We start from the raw sequence: 18,011 nt of genomic DNA, 5'->3' as shown, positions 1-18,011 counted from the left end.
ATCACGTAGCTCAAGCCGCGATTTTCGCCGCGCCGGATGCATGCTGCCGAACATCGTCGCGGCGATGCACGCGCTTGCCGGCCGCATACGTTTCGTAGATCGCGCGATCGTCGCCGAGCAGCGCGAACGCGAACAGCAGTTCCTCCAGCGATTCGGTGCGCGCGGTGCGGCGCGCGAGCAACGGCGTCGCGCGCGGATCGAGCACGACGAAGTCCGCTTCCGACTTCGGCTTCAACGTGCCGACCTTGTCCGCCAGGTCGAGCGCTTCGGCCGCACCCGCGGTGGCCAGATAGAACATGCGCGTAGCCGTCAGATGATGGCCTGTCAGACGCGCGACCTTGTGCGCTTCGTTCATGGTCTGCAGCATCGAGAACGAGGTGCCGCCGCCGACGTCCGTCGCGAGCGCGATCGGCATGCCGGCTTTATCGGCCTTGTCGAAGTCGAACAGGCCGCTGCCGAGAAACAGGTTCGAAGTCGGACAGTGCGAGGCGACCGTGCCGGTCTGCGCCATCCGCTTGCGGTCTTCTTCGTCGAGGTGGATGCAATGGCCGTACACGGCGCGGCGGCGCAGCAGGCCGTAGTGATCGTAGATGTCCAGATAGCTGCGGTGGCCCGGGAACAGGTCGGCGACCCATTTCACCTCGTCGTGATTTTCCGCGACATGGCTCTGAATGAAGATGTCCGGATGCTTACCCGCGAGCACGCCGCACGCTTCCAGTTGCGCCTCGGTCGAGGTCGGCGCGAAACGCGGCGTGAGCGCATACATCTGACGGCCGCGATTGTGCCAGCGGCCGATCAGCTCGGCGCTGTCGTCGTAGCCCGACTGCGCGGTGTCGCGCAGGAACTCGGGGCAGTTGCGGTCCATCAGCACCTTGCCCGCCACCATGCGCAGATTGCGTGCTTCGCTCTCGGTGAAGAGCGCGTCGGCCGATTCCTTATGGACCGTGCAATACACGAGCGCGGTGGTCGTGCCGCACGCCAGCAGTTCTTCGACGAAAAAGCTCGCCGTGTCGCGCGCATAGGCCGGGTCGGTAAAGCGGCGCTCGGTCGGGAACGTGTACGTCTCCAGCCACGGCAGCAAACCCGGCGCGGGCGAGGCGATCATGTCCGTCTGCGGATAGTGAATGTGCGTGTCGATAAAGCCCGGCACGATCAGCTTGTCGCGCATCTCCACTACCGGGGTGCCGGGCGCGAGTTGCGGCGCGAGCGCAGCATAGGCGCCCGCCGCGACGACATGGCCGTCTTCGACGATCAGCAGGCCGTCCTCGTTGAAGACCGCCGCGTTGGGCGATTGCGCGGGATCGCCGTTGAAGGTCAGCAGTTGCGCGCGGAATGCCGATTGGCCCGCTTTAGCCGATTGAGTCATGGAAAAACCGTCTCCGAATGTGAAAAGCTGAACAGCGCGGACGACGGTTCGATCGAGAGTTCTTACACGAACCCTTGCCGCCGCCGGCTGCGATACATCGGCCCGTCAGTGCGGGCCGCTTGGGTGCCAGTGCGCGTCGAGCTTCGCGATCAGTTCGCTGCGTTGCTCGGGCGTGACGAACGACGCTTCGAAGCTGTTGCGGATGATCGTGTAGACCTCGGCATCGTTGAGCTTCAACGCGTCGATGGTGGCGAGATAGTTGGCGTTCACGTAGCCGCCGAAGTAAGCCGGATCGTCGGAATTCACCGTCACGGCCACGCCGCGATCGAGCAGATCCTTCAGCGTGTGCCTGGTCAGGTCGTCGAACACGCAGAGCTTCAGGTTCGACAGCGGACACACGGTCAACGCGACGCGTGAATCGGCGAGGCGCGCGACGAGCGCCGGATCCTCGATGCTGCGCACGCCGTGATCGACGCGGTCCACTTTCAGCAGATCGAGTGCTTCGTAGATATACGAAGGCGGGCCTTCTTCGCCGGCATGCGCGACGAGTTTCAGGCCGAGCGCGCGCGCCTTGGCGAACACGCGTTCGAACTTCGAAGGCGGATGGCCGCGTTCCGACGAATCGAGACCCACGCCGATCAGACGATGCTTGTACTGTTCGAACAAAGGCCGCGCTTCTTCGAAAGTGGCGAGCGCGTCTTCCTCGGACAGATGGCGCAGGAAACACAGAATCAGCTTGCTCGTCATGCCGCGCTTTTCCGCGTCGGCTAGCGCGCGTTCGATACCGGCCACGACGGTTGCGATCGGCACGCCGCGCTCGGTGTGCGTCTGCGGATCGAAAAAGATTTCGCTGTGAATCACGTTATCCGCGAGACAGCGTTCGACGTACGCCGTCGTCATGTCGTAGAAGTCCTGCTCGTGCAGCAGCACGCTCGCACCCGCATAGTAGATGTCGAGGAACGATTGCAGATCGGTGAACGCATACGCGGCGCGCAGGGCGTCGATCGAGTCGTAGGCGAGCTTCACGCCGTTGCGCTCGGCGAGCGCGAAAATCAGTTCGGGTTCGAGCGAGCCTTCAATGTGGATATGCAGCTCGGCCTTCGGTGCCAGTGCGGTTTTCTCGGCCAGCGGCGTGGAAGTAACGGTCGTTGTAGTCATGGTCGGTCAGGAGTTCGTTGGAATGGTTTCGCGCCGGATGCACTAGCTCGATGGCGATGCGGCCGTGTTTCGCGCCGCCGGGCATCACACCGTCTGCGCGGCGTGATGCGTGCCCGCGTTCGCCTCGACGGCTTGCAACACCTGCGCCGCCGCCGAGATCGCGATGATCTCCGGCGACTTGTCGACGATGCCGTCCACGCCGAGCGGGCACTTCATCCGCGCGATCAGCGACGGATCGATACCGCGCGCGGCCAGCCGGTGCTCGAACTGCTTGCGCTTGCTGTGCGAGCCGATCATGCCGAAGAACGCAAAGTCGCCACGCCGCAGAATGCGCTCGGCCAACTCGAGATCGAGCGCATGGTTGTGCGTCATCACGATGAAGTACGTGTTCGGCGCGGCCTGGTCGACCGCTTCGTCGGGCGCGTCGTTCGGATCGATCTTCACGTTCGGCGCATGCAGCGATTCGGCGGGCGGAAATTGCGCGTCGCGCTCATCCACCCAGCGGACCGCGCAAGGCAGCGTGGCCAGCACGCGAACCAGCGCGGCGCCCACATGCCCGGCGCCGAACAGCACGACCGCGAAGTCGCCTGGCGCGATGGTTTCGGTGAGCAGCGCGCCGCTGTCGTCGAAACCGGCGCCGTCCCACAGCAGGCAGTCAGCGGCGTCGACGCCCGGCTCGGGGTCGGACAGCATCACCGCATCCGGTGCGGGGCCGAATGATACGCTACGCACCGTCGAAAGGCCCGCGGCCACACGTTTCGCGAGCGACGTGATCCAGCCGAGGTCGCCGACATCGAGCCGCTCGAAAGCGACAATCACCGCGCCGCCGCAGCATTGGCCGAGGCTTGGGCCGAGCGCGAAGCGCTCCAGCCGGCGCATGTGCGGCGAGCGCATGCCGTCGCGCAGCACCTGGCGCGCGGTCTCGATGGCCTTCCATTCGAGATGCCCGCCGCCGATCGTGTGTTTCGCCGAATCGCGCGTGACGATCATCTTGGTGCCGGCTTCGCGGGGCGCCGAACCTTCGACGCGCGCGACCGTCACCAGCACGGCGGCGTCGCCGTGCGCGAGCAGTTGTTGCAGGTCAGGTAGCCAGGCTTGCATCCGGCGTTCTCCATACAGGGCCGCGCGGGGTGTCCGTGCGGCCGGTTGACTGTGGGCCGACGCGTTCGTGTCGCGTCAGACCTTGGGGTTATCGTTTCACGCGGTCGTGTCGGTCGTCGCGGGTTCCGTTGCCGATTGAGGCGCGAGCGGCGGCTGCAATGCATCCAGTGCGTCGAGAATCGCTTCGGGCGTGGCCGGCGCGCGCAACGGCGGCGCGTCGCGCGCGTCCGGCACCGCGGCCGCGATCGCGTCGCGAATCGCGAGGAACACGGAGAACGGCAACAGCAGCGGCGGCTCGCCAACCGCCTTCGAACGGAACACGGTCGGCTCGGCGTTGCGGTTCTGATAGAGCTGAACGTGGAATGCAGCGGGCGTGTCGCTCACTGCGGGAATCTTGTACGTGGACGGCGCGTGCGTCATCAGGCGGCCGTCGCGGTTCCACCAGAGTTCTTCGGTGGTGAGCCAGCCCATGCCCTGAATGAAGCCGCCTTCCACCTGGCCGATATCGATCGCCGGGTTAATCGACTGGCCCGCGTCGTGCAGCACGTCCGCGCGCACCAGTTTCCATTCGCCAGTCAACGTGTCGATCACGACTTCCGACACCGCAGCGCCATACGCGAAGTAATAAAACGGGTGACCGGTCAGCGTTTTTGCGTCCCAATGCACTTTCGGCGTGGTGTAGAAACCGTCCGACCACAACTGCACGCGTGCCAGATATGCCGCGCCGACCAGTTGTTCGAACGGCATCGCGCCGCCGTTCACCGACACCTGGCCATTGGCGAATTGCACGTCGCCGGCGCTGCCGCCGAGCTGTTTGGCCGCGAGTTCGGCGAGTCTTGCGCGAATCGTTTTCGCCGCGGCTTCGGCGGCTTTGCCATTCAGGTCACTGCCGGTGGAGGCCGCTGTCGCTGAGGTGTTCGCGATCTTGGAGGTATCGGTTGCGGTGACCCGCACGCGGGAGAGCGGCAAGCCGAGCTCATTGGCCACCACTTGCGCGACTTTGGTGTTGAGCCCCTGGCCCATCTCCGTGCCGCCGTGATTGACGAGTACCGATCCGTCTTTGTACACATGCACCAGCGCGCCGGCCTGATTCAGAAACGGCACGTTGAACGAGATGCCGAACTTCACCGGCGAAAACGCGAGGCCGCGCTTGAGCACCGGACTGCCTGCGTTGAATGCCGCGATCGCTTTGCGGCGCGCGCGATAGTCGCTGGTGCCGAGGAGTTCGTCGGTCAGCGGCGCGATGATGTTGTCTTCGACGCGCTGCCCATACGGCGTCGTATCGCGCTCGCCGATGCCGTAGTAGTTGGCGAGGCGCACATCGAGCGGATCGCAGCGCAACTGGCGCGCGATGCTGTCGAGCATCACTTCCATCACGAGTGCGCCTTGCGGGCCGCCGAAGCCGCGGAACGCGGTGTTCGATTGCGTGTTGGTCTTGCAGCACAGCGCGACGATGTCGACATCGGACAGATAGTACGCATTGTCGAAGTGGCACACTGCGCGCGTGGCGACCGCACCCGACAGGTCGGCGGAATAGCCCGCGCGCAACGCGATTTCCACGCGCGCGCCGAGAATGCGGCCGCTCTCGTCGAAGCCCGCTTCGTAGGTATAGACCGCGTCGTGGCGCTTGCCGGTGATCATGAAATCGTCGTCGCGGTCGGCACGCAGTTTGACCGGACGGCGCAGCCGTTTCGCCGCCAGCGAGGCGACGCAGGCGAACAGCGCCGATTGCGATTCCTTGCCGCCGAAGCCGCCGCCCATGCGCCGGCATTCGCACACCACGTTATGCGCCGGCCAGTCGAGCATATGCGCGACCACCTGCTGCATTTCGCTCGGATGCTGGGTCGAACTGTAGACGAGCATGCCGTCCATTTCCTTCGGCACCGCGTACGCGATCTGACCTTCCAGATAGAACTGTTCCTGGCCACCGACTTCGAACGTGCCGCTGATCCGGTTCGGCGCGGCGGCGATCTTTGCATCCGGTTCGCCGCGCTTCAGATGCAGGGGCGGCAGCACGAACTGCTTGGCGGCCTTTGCCTCGGCGGGCGTGAGGATGGCTTCGAGCGGCTCGTAGCGGATCACGTCGTCGCTCTTTGCGAGTGCGGCGGCGCGGCGTGCGAGTTCGTGACTTTCGGCGATCACGGCGAAGACCGGCTGGCCGAGATACAGCACTTCATCGACCGCGAGAATCGGGTCGTCGTGCAGCACCGGGCCGCAATTGTTCTCACCGGGAATGTCCTCGGCGCTCAGCACGGCAATCACGCCCGGCGCGTGTCTGACGGCGTCCAGATCCATCGACACGATTCGCGCGTGCGCGTGTCGCGACAGGCCAAGCGCCGCGTGCAGCGTGCCTTGAAGCTCGGGCACGTCGTCCGTGTAGGTGGCTTCGCCGCTCACATGCAGCGCAGCCGATTCATGCGGCAGCGACACGCCGATTGACGCGTCGCTTTCATGAGCGGCGGCAGCGTGCCCTGCGGCGGGGTCGACGAAAGCATCGGTCCGGTTCATCACGACGGCTCCTTCGCAACGGCGGCGTCCGGCGCGCCGGCTTCGAACGCGAACGCATTCACGTCGAAGAGGGCGAGGGGCGCGTCATCGCGCGTTTCGAGGTGGAAGCGCCACAACAGATTGCGCGCCACTTTCAGCCGGTAGGCGCTCGAAGCGCGCATGTCGGTGAGCGGCTGGTAATCGGCGACGAGCGCATTCATGGCTTGCCGCGCGGTGCTTTCGTCCCATGTTGCGCCATTCAAGGCCGCTTCGGTTTGCGCGGCCCGCTGCGGCGTGGCGGCCATGCCGCCGAACGCGATGCGAGCTTCCTCAATGCTCCCGTTTGCGCCGACGTGCAGCGCGAACGCCGCGCACACGGCCGAGATGTCCTGATCGTAGCGCTTCGACACCTTATAGGTGCGAAAGCGCAGATTGCCCACCGGCCGCGGCACGCGCAGCGCCGCGACGAATTCGCCGGCGGCGAGCGCGGTTTTCTGATAGCCGAGGTAGAACGCATCGAGCGGCAGCGTGCGGGATTGCGGACCGTGGCGCAGCACGACTTCCGCGCCGAGCGCGAGCAGCGCCGGCATCGAATCGCCGATCGGCGAGCCGTTCGCGACGTTGCCGCCGAGCGTGCCGGCATTGCGGATCGGCAGCGACGCGAAGCGCGTCCACAGTTCGGCGAGTTCGGGGTAGTCGACGGCGAGTGCCGCGTACGCGTCTTCGAGCGTGACGGCGGCGCCGATGGTCAGCGTCTGCGCGTCGCGCTCGATCGTCTTCAATTCGGCGACGTTGCCGATATACAGAATGTCGCCGAGATCGCGGAATTGCTTGGTGACCCACAGGCCGACGTCCGTGCTGCCGGCCAGCAGTCGCGCTTGCGGATGCTCGGCGCGCAGTTTGGCGAATGCATCCAACGAGACCGGCGCATAAAAGGCGGGTGAGCCGAACTCGACGCCGCGCGTGTCGGGTGCATGGTATTCGAAGGTGTCGCGCCGTTGCAGTGCGCGCAGCTTGTCCGCGACGGCCTGGCGGTCGAGCGTCACGCGCGGATATTGCGGGTAGTCGAACATCTTCTGCGAGGCGTCGACAATCGGCCGGTAGCCGGTGCAGCGGCATAGATTGCCGGAGAGCGCGGCGTTGATTTCATCGCGGGTGGGCAGGCCGGCGGCGGCCGGCTGGTTTTCGTACAGCGCCCACATCGACATGACGAAGCCGGGCGTGCAGAAGCCGCATTGCGAACCGTGGCAGTCGACCATGGCTTGCTGCACGGGATGCAGCGCGCCGTCGGCGGCGCGCAGGTCTTCGACCGTGAACAGCGCGCGGCCGTCGAGCGTGGGCAGGAACTGGATGCAGGCGTTGACCGCTTTCAGCGCGAGGCCGCCGTGCGCGTCCAGTTCGCCGACGACGACCGTGCAGGCGCCGCAGTCGCCTTCCGCACAGCCTTCCTTGGTGCCGGTGCAATGCAGATCCTCGCGCAGATGCTGAAGCACGGTGCGCGACGCAGGGACGTCCGCAACCTCACGGACGGACCCCTGGTGATAAAAGCGGATGGTTTGCGTTGTCATGGCGAATCCGAAAGACAGTGCGGACCGGGCGCGCGTTACGCATGGGGTCGCGCCGAAGCCGGCCTCGCGCACGTAGATCGCCATCCAGGTTCGACGATAGCATTACCTTGTCCCAAAAATATTTCCGATGTCGCATGAAGCTTATTCGGAAGCGGTCATGAGATAAGTACGATTCGCGTTAAGGCCGGAAGTTGCGTAGGGTGGGGCGCGGGCGGAAAGTCACGCGGGGCGGGGAACGGCGGGGTAAAGCGGACGCCGCCCAGCCGCCGGATGCGGGAATTGTGGACGAAAAAAACGCCGGATTTCGCGCTGCCGTGGGTGGCGGCACGAAATCCGGCGCTAATCAGTGCAGTGCGGCAAAGGCCGCGATGGCACCAGCCCGATCAGGCGATCCGGCGGCGGTTGCGGACCAAAGTCAGCGCCAACGGGATGAACGCGATCACAAAGGCGACCAGTGACCATTGCGGCAGCGTCAGGCCCAGAATCGGCGGATAAGCCGTTTCGCACAGGCCGGCCACCTTGAACACGCCCGGCAGCCAGTGCGCGGGCGGCAGGCTGTCGACCAGCGGCTGCAGCGCGTCGAAGCCGCAGCTAAAGCCGGGATTGGCCTGGACATACACATGGCGCGCGGCCGTCACGATGCCGCCGAGCGCCGACAAGGCCGCCAGCACTTCCAGCAGACGCACGCCGCGCCAGCTATTGAAGCGCGCGCCGAGGAACGCAAAGATCGCGATCAGCAGGAAGAAATACCGCTGGATGATGCACAACGGGCACGGGTCTTCGTGCAGGAAATACTGCAGATACAGCGCGCCGCCCACCAGGGCGACGCAGATCAGGGCAAGCAGAACCAGCAGGGAGCGCTCGCGGCGCAGCATCGCAGTGTCGTTATTCATGGATCGTGTGGCTGTCTCTGGAAACAGAAAGGGCGGGTGCCCGCGATTCTAGCGCGAACCCCCGCCCTGCCGCTTATCCTGCTTTTACGACGTATTTCCCAATCAGCGAATCGCGTTCAGCACCGCTTCGGCGCCGCGGCCGATCGCCAGCAGCGCGTCGTCGGCGTGCGGCGCGCCGGCCAGCATCAGGCCCACGGGTGCGTCGCCGCGCAGGTGGCACGGCAGCGACAGCGCGCAGGTGTCGAGGAAATTGAACACGCTCGGGTTGCGCAGGATCAGCGCGTTGGTGCGGCCAAACGCGTCATCGTCGTCGACCAGATCGGCGACGCGCGGCGGCACCACCGGCACCGTCGGCGCCACCACCGCATCGAAACGCTGCCACAACGTGCGCGCGGCTTCGGCGAGCATCGCCTCGCGTTCGGCGAGCAGATCCAGATAGTCGGCGGCGCTGGCCGGCTGACCTTTCAGAATGCGCACCAGCACGCGCGGGTCGTATTGGTCACGATGCTTTTCCAGCAGCGGACGATGCCACGCATACGCCTCGATCGGCGAGAACCCGAAGCGGTTGATCTCGGGCAAACGGTCGAGCGGTGCGAAACGCACCTCGCTGACAATCGCGCCGGCCGCTTCCAGATGTTTGAGCGCCGTGTCGACCGCCGCGGCGACCGCCGGCTCGACGCCGTCGGTCACGAAATTCGTCAATACGCCGAGGCGCACGCCTTCGAGCGGGCGGGCGGCCGGAATGCGCGGCTCGAGCCCGGCCAGCATGCGGTCCACCAGCGCGCAGCACGCCACCGACACGCCGATCGGCCCGAACGAATCGAGCGTCGATGAAAGCGGCACGCCGCCTTGTTTGGGGATGCGGTCGGCGGTCGGTTTGAAGCCGGTCAGGCCGCACAGCGCTGCCGGAATGCGGATCGAGCCGCCAGTGTCGGTGCCGAGCGCGATCGCCGCCATGCCGTCCGCGACGGAAGCCGCCGCGCCCGACGACGAACCGCCCGAAATCCGCTCATCGCCCTTCACGCCGCGCTGGTACGGGGACAGAGGATTGCCGTAGTGCGGGTTCAGGCCGAGTCCGGAAAACGCGAACTCGCTCATGTTGGTGCGGCCAACGAGCACGGCGCCAGCCCGCTTCAGGCGCGCGACCGCGACGGCATCCGCCCTGGCGGCGGGGGCGTCGGCGAGCACCACGGAACCGGCGCGAGTCGGCTGGCCTTCGATATCGAACAGGTCCTTGACCGACACAGGAATCCCGGCGAGCGGCGACAGCACCGTGCCGGCGGCGCGCAGCCGGTCGTGCGCGTCGGCGGCGGCGCGGGCGCTGTCCGCGTCGACATGCATGAAGACGGCTGCGCCCTGGCCGGCCGGATCGGCGATCCGCTCGAGCGCCGTCTCGACGAGCGCGCGACTGGTGGTGTGTCCGGCGCCGAGGTCGGCGGCAAGCTGGGCAAGCGGCGCAAAGGGCGTGAATTCAGTAGCCATGATGTCGATGGAAATCCGGTTGAAGCGCGCGAAGCCGGTGGGAGGGCTCACACGCGGTGGCTTAAATGCGATTGAAGAGGGTCGCGCGGAACGCTTCGATATGTTTTTGCACCGATTGACGCGCGCCTTCGGCATCGCGTTCACGCAGCAGGCGAAACAGTTCGAGATGTTCCTCGTGCACGTCTTCCAGATGATGCGGCTCGGACAGCGAAATGAACCAGAAGCGCAGCGAGCGCTCGTGCAACCCACGCAGAATGTCGGCCAGCACGGGATTGCGCGAGGCGGCCGAGATCGCCAGATGAAACTCGCGGTCGATATCCATCATGCCTTCGATATCGTGCGCGGCCACGCACACGGCCGAGCGGTCCAGCAGCGCCTGCATCGTGTCGTAATCGTGCTGTTGCGCGTGGCGCGCGGCCAGCTCGACGCAGTAGCTTTCGTTGACGAGGCGCACGTCGATGATCGCCAGCACGTCGTCGAGCGAAACCGGGCGGACCATGATGCCCTTGCGCGGCATGATGGTCAGCATGCCTTCGTGCACCAGCCGGTGCAGCGCCTGATGAACCGGTGTCCTGCCGATGCCGGTCAGCGCCATCAGTTCCGCTTCGTTGAGCACCTCGCTCGGCCGCAGGCGCATGGTGATGATCTCGCGCTTGACGAACGCATAGGCCTGCTCGGCGAGACTCGCGGCGGCGGTCGCTCGGGTGGGTCTGGAAGGGCGGGCGGTCTGCAAAAGCGTCATGTGAAGAGGAAGCGGGCGATGTCGTCCGCATTGTAGAGCAAGGTTTTGCGCACGCGACGCGCGCCGGGCGCGCACCGCGGCTGGTGGGCGATCAGGCTGCGCTTCCAGACGCGGCGCACATGAATCGCAGTCCCGCGCTTGCGTTCTGCGCTTGCGTGCGTTTTGCACGCCGCCCGTGCTGTTTCGCGCGACCCCCGTATTCTCTGCGGCCGCCGCGCCAGATCGCGTCCATCACCGCCTGTCAGGCGCGGCTCGGCGAAACCGCCGCAGCATGCTGCACCTTGACGCGCGGCATCATCAACGTGACCAGCCCGCCGACGATCAGCGCCCCCGCGATCAGCACGAGGCCGAATGTCACGCTGTGCGTCGCGTCCTTGACGATGCCGAGCACATACGGGCTCACATAGCCGGCGAGGTTCGCGATCGAGTTGATTACGGCAATGCCGGCGACGGCGGCCGTGCCTTGCAGGAACGTCGTCGACATCGACCAGAAAATGCCGAAGCCCGCGAGGATGCCGATATACGCGATCGACAAACCCGTCACCGCAAGCGGAATCGAGTTGGTCACCGAGGCGCTGCCGAGCAGCCCCGCCGCGCCGATGAAGCAGCACACCGCGTAGTGCCAGCGCCGCTCGCCCGTGATGTCCGAGGAGCGCCCGATCAGGATCATGCCGATGCCCGCCGCCAGATACGGAATCGCGGTCACAAAACCGTTGGTGACGAGGTTCGTCACGCCGAGATCCTTGACGATCTGCGGCAGCCAGAACGAGAAGCCCGCATTGCCGGTGACGAGGCAGAAATAGATCAGCGTGAGCAGCCAGAAACGGCCCGAGCGCAACGCGACCGCCAGGCTGTGTTGCGCGCCGGCCGCCGCGGCCGCGCTGTTTTCCCGCGCCAGACGGCCGAGAATCACGCGCTTTTCGTCGTCGCTGAGCCACGCTGCTTCGGCGGGCGTGTTGCGCAGCACGGCGAGCGCCCAGAAGCCGGCGAGAATCGACGGAATGCCTTCGATCAGGAACATCCACTGCCAGCCGCGCAAACCGTGCGCTTCATGCAGCGCCGACATCAGAAAACCCGACAACGGCGCGCCGATAATGCCTGCCACCGGAATCGCCGCCATGAACACGGCGACCATGCGGGCGCGCCGGTCGGACGGAAACCAGAAAGTCAGGTAGAGCACCACGCCCGGCACCAGACCAGCTTCGGCGACGCCGAGGAAAAAGCGCAGCACGTAGAACATCGTTTCCGAGTGCACGAACATCATCAGACACGACAGCAGACCCCACAGCATCGTGATGCGGGCGATCGTGGCGCGCGCGCCGAACTTCTTCAGCAGCAGATTGCTCGGCACCTCGAACACGAAGTAGCCGAAGAAAAAGATCCCCGCGCCGAGTCCGTACGCCGCGTTCGACAGGCCGAGGTCGCCGGTGAACTGCAGCTTCGCGTAACCGATGTTGACGCGGTCCAGATACGACAGCACGTAGACGAGAAACAGGAACGGCATGATGCGCCACGTGATCTTGCGCAGGGCGGCGGCTTCGAGCCACGCGTCGGAAGACGCGTCGGCGGCGGATAGCGAAGGGGAGCTCATGGGTGCCTCATTCGACGATAGGGAGCGCGCGCACGCGATAGGCGTGGCGCAGCGTGCGGTTCAGAACGGGATCGTGCAATTCGAGTTCGAGCGCGTCGCCGTCGGCCATGCCGACGATGCCGCCCTGTACCGCCAGCGTGCCGCAGAACATCGCCGCGCCGGGCGCGAGTGGCGCGCGCGTGAGCAGATCGGCGGCCGGCAGCAGCGATGACACGCTGCCTTTCTGATAGACGCGCCGCTCGCCGTTGGTCACGGCATAAGCACGCAATTCCAGTTGATCCCAGTGGGCGGATACATCGTCGAAACGCCAGGCGTCGCGCGCGACCGGTTTCGGGCAAACCTGTTTGGAGACGGTGACGCCATAGGCCTCGACTTCGCGGTCGGTGTGGTCCGAACCGACGGTGACGAGCACGCCCGTCTTCGCATGCACCAGCACGCATTCGGCTTCGCCGCTGGACTTCGTGCCGACCACGTCGATCTGCTCGGCCTGCGTCAGCAGTTCGGCGCCGAGGCGATAGAAGCACGGTGTGGTGGAGGGCCGCTTCACGCCGAGTTCGGCCAGTTCGGCAATGTGATGCTCGATCGCGGCCTGATCGCGCCCGGCCCAGCCAGCGATAGTTAGACGATTGACCTCGGCGGACTCCGCGCGGCTGTCGCCAGCACGTTCTGCCACGTTGAAAGACACCTGCTGCATGATTCGACTCCGCTAAAAATATGCGTCAAATATTATTGTGATATTTCACAGGAGTCCAGCGTGTCAAAAACATTCCGCAGCGCGGCGTCGGCGAGGTGCCGGCACGATGCCGCTGCGGCGGGCGTCCCGTCGGCAATCCAGCGCCGTTTGGCCGTTCGGGCGATTCGGCGCCTCGCGTTCCTTTGTTACACTGCGCCTTTGCAACTTTACTTTTTGTAAGGAACGCGCTCATGCATCATGGCATCGGCTTCATTCAGGACCTGGCGGTCGTGATGGCGCTCGCCGGCGTCGTCACCGTGCTGTTCCATCGCCTGAAACAGCCGGTGGTGCTGGGCTACATTGCCGCCGGCGTGATCATCGGGCCGTACACGCCGCCGTTCCAGCTGATCCACGACGAGCAGACCATCCAGACGCTCGGCGAACTCGGCGTGGTGTTCCTGATGTTTTCGCTCGGCCTCGAATTCAGTCTGCGCAAGCTTTTCAAGGTCGGCGCCACGGCAATCGTCGCGGCGCTCTCCGAGATCGTGCTGATGTTGTGGCTCGGTTACGAAATCGGCAGCGCGTTCGGCTGGAGTTCGATGGATTCGCTGTTCCTCGGCGCGATCCTCGCCATCTCGTCGACCACGATCATCGTCAAGGCGCTCTCCGAACTGGGCCTGAAGCGCGAGAGCTTCGCGCAACTGGTGTTCGGCATTCTGATCGTCGAGGACATTCTCGCCATCGCGATGCTGGTCCTGCTCTCGGGCATTGCGCAGACCGGGCAGTTGAGCGCGGGCGTCGCCGTGGTCACGCTCGGCAAGCTGCTGCTGTTCATGACCGTGTCGCTGGTGGTCGGCATTCTGGTGGTGCCGCGCGCCCTGAACTATGTGGCGCGCGCGAAGAGCGACGAGATGCTGCTCGTCTCCGTGCTGGGCTTCTGCTTCGGCTTCTGTCTGCTGGTCGTGAAGCTCGACTACAGCATCGCGCTCGGCGCGTTCCTGATTGGCGCGATCATGGCCGAATCGCGCCATCTGCATCGGATCGAGCATCTGATCGCGCCGCTGCGCGACGCCTTTTCCGCGATCTTCTTCGTGACGATCGGTTTGATGCTGAACCCGGCCGTGCTGGTCGACTACGCCTGGCCGATCGCGGTGATCACGGTGGCGGTGATCGTCGGCAAGATCGTGTCGTGCGGGCTCGGGACCTTTCTCGCCGGCAAGGACGGGCGCACGGCGATGCGGGTCGGCATGACCGTCTCGCAGATCGGCGAGTTCTCGTTCATCATCGCGTCGCTCGGTTTGACGCTGAAGGTGACGAGCGCGTTTCTGTATCCGATCGCGGTGGCGGTGTCCGCGTTGACCACGCTGTTTACGCCATACCTGATCCGCGCGGCCGACCCGCTGACCCAGCGCCTCGGTCACGCCATGCCGCGCACGCTCGCGAACGTGTTCGGCATGTACGGGCAATGGCTCGGCAGCCTGAGCACGACGAGCGGCGAGCCGACGCTGTTCAGCATGACGCGGCGGATCATTCTGCAGATCGCCGTCAATCTGGCGCTCGTCGCCGCGATTTTTCTGGGCGTGTCGTATAGCGCGCCTTATACCAGTTCGCTGCTCGCGCACTGGCTCAGTTCCGAACCGATGCAGCGCGTCGTGCTATGGAGCGCCGCACTGGTCGTGTCGATGCCGTTCCTGGTCGCCGTGTATCGCAAGACCAAGTCGCTGGCCTTGCTACTCGCCGAGGTCAGCGTGCAACCGGCTACAGCGGGGCGCTTCACGAGCGCGATCCGTTACGCGATCTCCGATCTGGTGCCGGTGGTCTCGATGGTCGGCGTGTTTCTGCTGGTCGCGGCGCTTTCAGGCGGCATTTTGCCGCCGACAGGCCTGCTTGCCGCGGTGCTCATCTGCGCCGCGTTGCTGCTCGCGCTGCTGTGGCGCTGGTGCGTGAAGATCCACGCGGCGATGCAAATCGCCTTGCGCGAGACTTTCAACGAACAGCCGGATCCTTAAAAGTCAGACAGACTTTCGCCGCGGCCCTTTAACGGGAATCGTTGCGGCGCGTCGCAACAATGTGAGCAATTGTGTGCGGGTTTGCGGGGCTTGCTTCGCTAGCGGATAATCAGGGCATATTCATTCGTTCGCGTGGAAGGCGCCTGTCTGACTGTCATGAGCGAAAACAAACCTGAAAACGCCGGCAAGCCCGGCGATCTGACGCGGCCTTCGGCGTCGCCAGCGCCGTCCGGCACGCCGACAACTGGCTTGACGCCGGAAGAACCGGCGGCCTCGCTGCCTCTCTCGCACGAAGATGCCATCCAGTCTCCGATCAAGGACGCAGTGACGTCGCCGACCCATGCCGGCACCGCGTCTGCTACCACGCCGGCGGCGGAGCAGGCAGCCGTGCGATCGTCGACCGACGATCCCGACAGCGCGTCGGCCGTCACGCCTACTGATCCGCACGCGGCGCGGCAACGCGACGCAGCCGAAGCACGCAGTTCGGCCGCCGCATCCACCGCGCAGCAGGAAGCCGAGGTTCATGAAAAGGAAGCCCGGCGCGCTGGAACATTCGCCGCGAAACCTGCTCCGAAACCCGCGCCGACCTTCGCGAGCAGCGAAGCTGTCGACGGCGAGCTGATTACCTCGGTGGAAGACGCCACCGTTATCGAAGAGGTCCCGCGCCCCGCCGAGCAGAAGGCCGGCTCGCCGCCGCCCGGTTTCGGCGCGGCGCCTGACTTCACCGCGTCCAATCCACCGCCGCCCAATGCATTGCCGCCGTCGCCGCCGCGCTATCTGAAGCACAACGATTCGGCGTGGACCGTGTTCGGGCGCATCGTCGCCGCGCGCGCGCGGCAATTGTTCGATCGCGCGGGCCAACGGATCACGCAGCGCACGCTGCGCATCGGCGTGTCGGCGCGCATCTTCCATCCGGAGCCGGGTGCGAAGGGATTGCGCGGAAAAACCTTGCAGTATCTCGAGGAATCGATTGCGCATTGGGTCATGTCGCGCGACGTGCTGGTGTTCATGATTCCGACGGTCGGTCATCAAGGCATGCTGCATCCGAGCAATATCCGTTTGCGTGATTACGCGAAGCATCTCGACGGCCTGCTGTTGCAAGGCGGCGCCGACGTCTCGCCGCAGTCTTACGCGGAACAGGCAATCAGCCACGAGTGGCCTGGCGACCGCGTGCGCGACATGTACGAACTCGAACTGCTGCACGAGTTCATCGAGTCGGGCAAGCCGGTGCTCGGCGTGTGCCGGGGCTGTCAACTGATCAACGTGGCGTTTGGCGGCACCTTGTATCAGGACATCGCCACCGATGTGCCGACCGCCGGCGCCCACGTCAACGAGGACTACGATCAGCATCGGCACGGAATTCACTTCCCCGACGGCTCGACGCTCGCGAATATGTTTCCTGGCCAACGCGATGCGATCGTCAACTCGATTCACCATCAGGCGGTGAAGACACTCGGCCGCGATCTCAATATCGAAGCCGTGTCGGCGTCGGACGGCATCATCGAGGCCGTGCGCTACCGGCGTGCGCCGTTCGTGATGGGCGTGCAATGGCATCCGGAGTTTCATCGTGCGGGCGGCGCGGAGTTGCTCGACTGCACGCCGTTGCTCGATACCTTCCTGCGAGTGGCGCGCGAAACGCGTTTTTAAGGCGGCTCGCTCCATATCGAGTCCGCGCCTTGGGCGCGCGGTTCAAAGGTTAAGTTGCAGAGGCTGATTCGTTCGAGGCGCACCACCGTTTTTTTGCGATGGTGCGCCTTGCGAATTTCGTGGTGCCGTTCTCATGGTGCGTTATTGATCGACGACTGGCGTGTCGCCTCGCGTTGTGCGTTGGGCGTCGCGTGGTCCGTCGAGATCAACGGCATGTTTTGAATTGCGGGTGTCTCGTTGTCGAGACAGATAATCAGGAGTGCGTGTTTCTCATGGCCGGCACTCTATCCGCCTGTTTCGAGTCCGTTCGCGGCTGGATTTGCACCAATCCAGCATAAGTTCAGGCTTATCCAAACGAGGTCGAACGTTGCATTTTCGGCTTATCCGAATTTGTTTGTTTCGAGATTGCTGAAGCGATTTGGCTAAATTCTTCGGCAGCCATTTATCTCGATTTAAAGTCGGTCCGCGCGACATTTGAATGCTTCGTTTACGGGCCAATCCGCGCGATAATCTGCGGCTGATTTGGATTCGCATGGAGCATGCACGTATGAAGTACCCCTTAATTGTACGGCGCGCCATGCTGCTCGCGACTTCGTGTGCGCTGTTGCAGCAGGGCGGTCTCGTACTGGCAGCGCAAGGCGGCGAGGCCGCGCCGATGGCCGGCACGAGGCCCGCCATCAACACCCTGACGCCGCAGCCCGCGGCTGACGCGCTGCGCAACACGGCGTCAGCCTCACCGGCTGCGGCGGGCGTTGCGCAAGGCAATGTCGCCGAGCTCATGCAGATGATTCACGACGCAAAGCTAAGCGAACTGCGCACCACGTATAACGGCAGTTACGGCGCCAGTCTGTTTTTCTATCCGCAGGAAATGACGTACTACGTCGCGTTGTTCCAGGACAAACATTTCTGGCGCGTGCTCAAGTCCGAAGACGCCGCGCGCGCGGAAGCGGTCTATGCGGGCTTTGCCCAGCAGACCGCGCAACTCGCCGATGTCGAGATTCGTCGCACGCAGTTGCAGGCGCAGAAGGCGTATATCGAAGACATCATTGCGTTATCGGAAGATCGCGCCAAACGTCTGCAAGCCGATCTCGACGTGGCTCGCACACAGCAGGCCAAGGTCAACGACTATCAGCGTCAGACGCAAGGCGAAGCGGCCGCGCTGCACGCGGAGAAGGAAAGGGCGCAGGCGCAGTTGCGTCAGGTGCAAGGCGAAGTGATGCAATTGCAGCACCAAACCGAGATGGGATTGCCGATTCAGAAGTAGACGCATGAATGTAAGTAAGCCCGGCCATTC

At 64.8% G+C, this 18,011-nt stretch carries 13 protein-coding genes; 3 read left to right on the top strand and 10 right to left on the bottom strand.

Annotated elements, in window-relative coordinates; genetic code table 11:
- Positions 1–10 precede the first annotated feature (10 nt).
- The 10 genes from guaD to P0D68_RS32800 all read right to left on the bottom strand — a co-directional run bounded on the left by guaD (position 11) and on the right by P0D68_RS32800 (position 13,082).
- A complete protein-coding gene (guaD, locus tag P0D68_RS32845) occupies positions 11–1,366 on the bottom strand; it encodes a guanine deaminase (protein ID WP_408185345.1) in 1,356 nt (451 codons plus the stop codon).
- 105 nt (positions 1,367–1,471) lie between these two features.
- The gene (locus P0D68_RS32840; RefSeq protein WP_091799951.1) at positions 1,472–2,524 is read right to left on the bottom strand and encodes an adenosine deaminase; all 1,053 of its coding nucleotides are present in this window, start codon (positions 2,522–2,524) and stop codon (positions 1,472–1,474) included.
- Between the two features lie 84 nt (positions 2,525–2,608).
- Positions 2,609–3,625 carry a xanthine dehydrogenase accessory protein XdhC gene (xdhC, locus tag P0D68_RS32835; RefSeq protein WP_408296385.1) on the bottom strand — a complete coding sequence of 339 codons (1,017 nt, stop codon included), beginning with the start codon at positions 3,623–3,625 and terminating at the stop codon, positions 2,609–2,611.
- Between the two features lie 96 nt (positions 3,626–3,721).
- Entirely contained in the window at positions 3,722–6,133 is a 2,412-nt protein-coding gene (xdhB, locus tag P0D68_RS32830) for a xanthine dehydrogenase molybdopterin binding subunit (protein ID WP_408296388.1), read from the bottom strand.
- Complete coding sequence (gene xdhA / locus P0D68_RS32825) at positions 6,133–7,680, bottom strand: xanthine dehydrogenase small subunit (protein ID WP_408296391.1); 1,548 nt, start codon at positions 7,678–7,680, stop codon at positions 6,133–6,135. Before xdhA ends, xdhB begins: the two co-directional genes overlap by 1 nt.
- Before the next feature lie 383 nt (positions 7,681–8,063).
- Positions 8,064–8,573, bottom strand: a complete 510-nt coding sequence (locus P0D68_RS32820) for a disulfide bond formation protein B (protein ID WP_091799961.1) — start codon at positions 8,571–8,573, stop codon at positions 8,064–8,066.
- Between the two features lie 102 nt (positions 8,574–8,675).
- On the bottom strand, positions 8,676–10,055 hold the full coding sequence (locus P0D68_RS32815) for an amidase (protein ID WP_408296490.1): 1,380 nt from the start codon (positions 10,053–10,055) through the stop codon (positions 8,676–8,678).
- 61 nt (positions 10,056–10,116) lie between these two features.
- Positions 10,117–10,797 carry a GntR family transcriptional regulator gene (locus P0D68_RS32810; protein ID WP_091799965.1) on the bottom strand — a complete coding sequence of 227 codons (681 nt, stop codon included), beginning with the start codon at positions 10,795–10,797 and terminating at the stop codon, positions 10,117–10,119.
- Between the two features lie 241 nt (positions 10,798–11,038).
- Complete coding sequence (locus P0D68_RS32805) at positions 11,039–12,388, bottom strand: MFS transporter (protein WP_091799971.1); 1,350 nt, start codon at positions 12,386–12,388, stop codon at positions 11,039–11,041.
- Positions 12,389–12,395: 7 nt separating this feature from the next.
- Positions 12,396–13,082 (bottom strand): DUF2848 domain-containing protein, encoded by a 687-nt coding sequence (locus tag P0D68_RS32800; RefSeq protein ID WP_408296396.1) that lies wholly within the window; start codon positions 13,080–13,082, stop codon positions 12,396–12,398.
- Between the two features lie 230 nt (positions 13,083–13,312).
- Here P0D68_RS32800 and P0D68_RS32795 point away from each other — a divergent pair, with 230 nt between their 5' ends.
- The 3 genes from P0D68_RS32795 (at position 13,313) to P0D68_RS32785 (ending at position 17,981) form a co-directional block, all read left to right on the top strand.
- On the top strand, positions 13,313–15,070 hold the full coding sequence (locus P0D68_RS32795; RefSeq protein ID WP_408296399.1) for a cation:proton antiporter: 1,758 nt from the start codon (positions 13,313–13,315) through the stop codon (positions 15,068–15,070).
- Positions 15,071–15,226: 156 nt separating this feature from the next.
- Positions 15,227–16,717 (top strand): gamma-glutamyl-gamma-aminobutyrate hydrolase family protein, encoded by a 1,491-nt coding sequence (locus P0D68_RS32790; protein WP_091799982.1) that lies wholly within the window; start codon positions 15,227–15,229, stop codon positions 16,715–16,717.
- A 547-nt stretch (positions 16,718–17,264) separates the two neighbouring features.
- On the top strand, positions 17,265–17,981 hold the full coding sequence (locus tag P0D68_RS32785; RefSeq protein WP_408296402.1) for a DUF2968 domain-containing protein: 717 nt from the start codon (positions 17,265–17,267) through the stop codon (positions 17,979–17,981).
- Positions 17,982–18,011: the final 30 nt, after the last annotated feature.

Source organism: Paraburkholderia sp. RL17-380-BIE-A (genome assembly GCF_046028085.1).
Taxonomy (GTDB): Bacteria; Pseudomonadota; Gammaproteobacteria; order Burkholderiales; family Burkholderiaceae; genus Paraburkholderia.
Note: the sequence above shows the minus strand (reverse complement) of the source record. Positions and strands in the feature narration are given on the sequence as shown.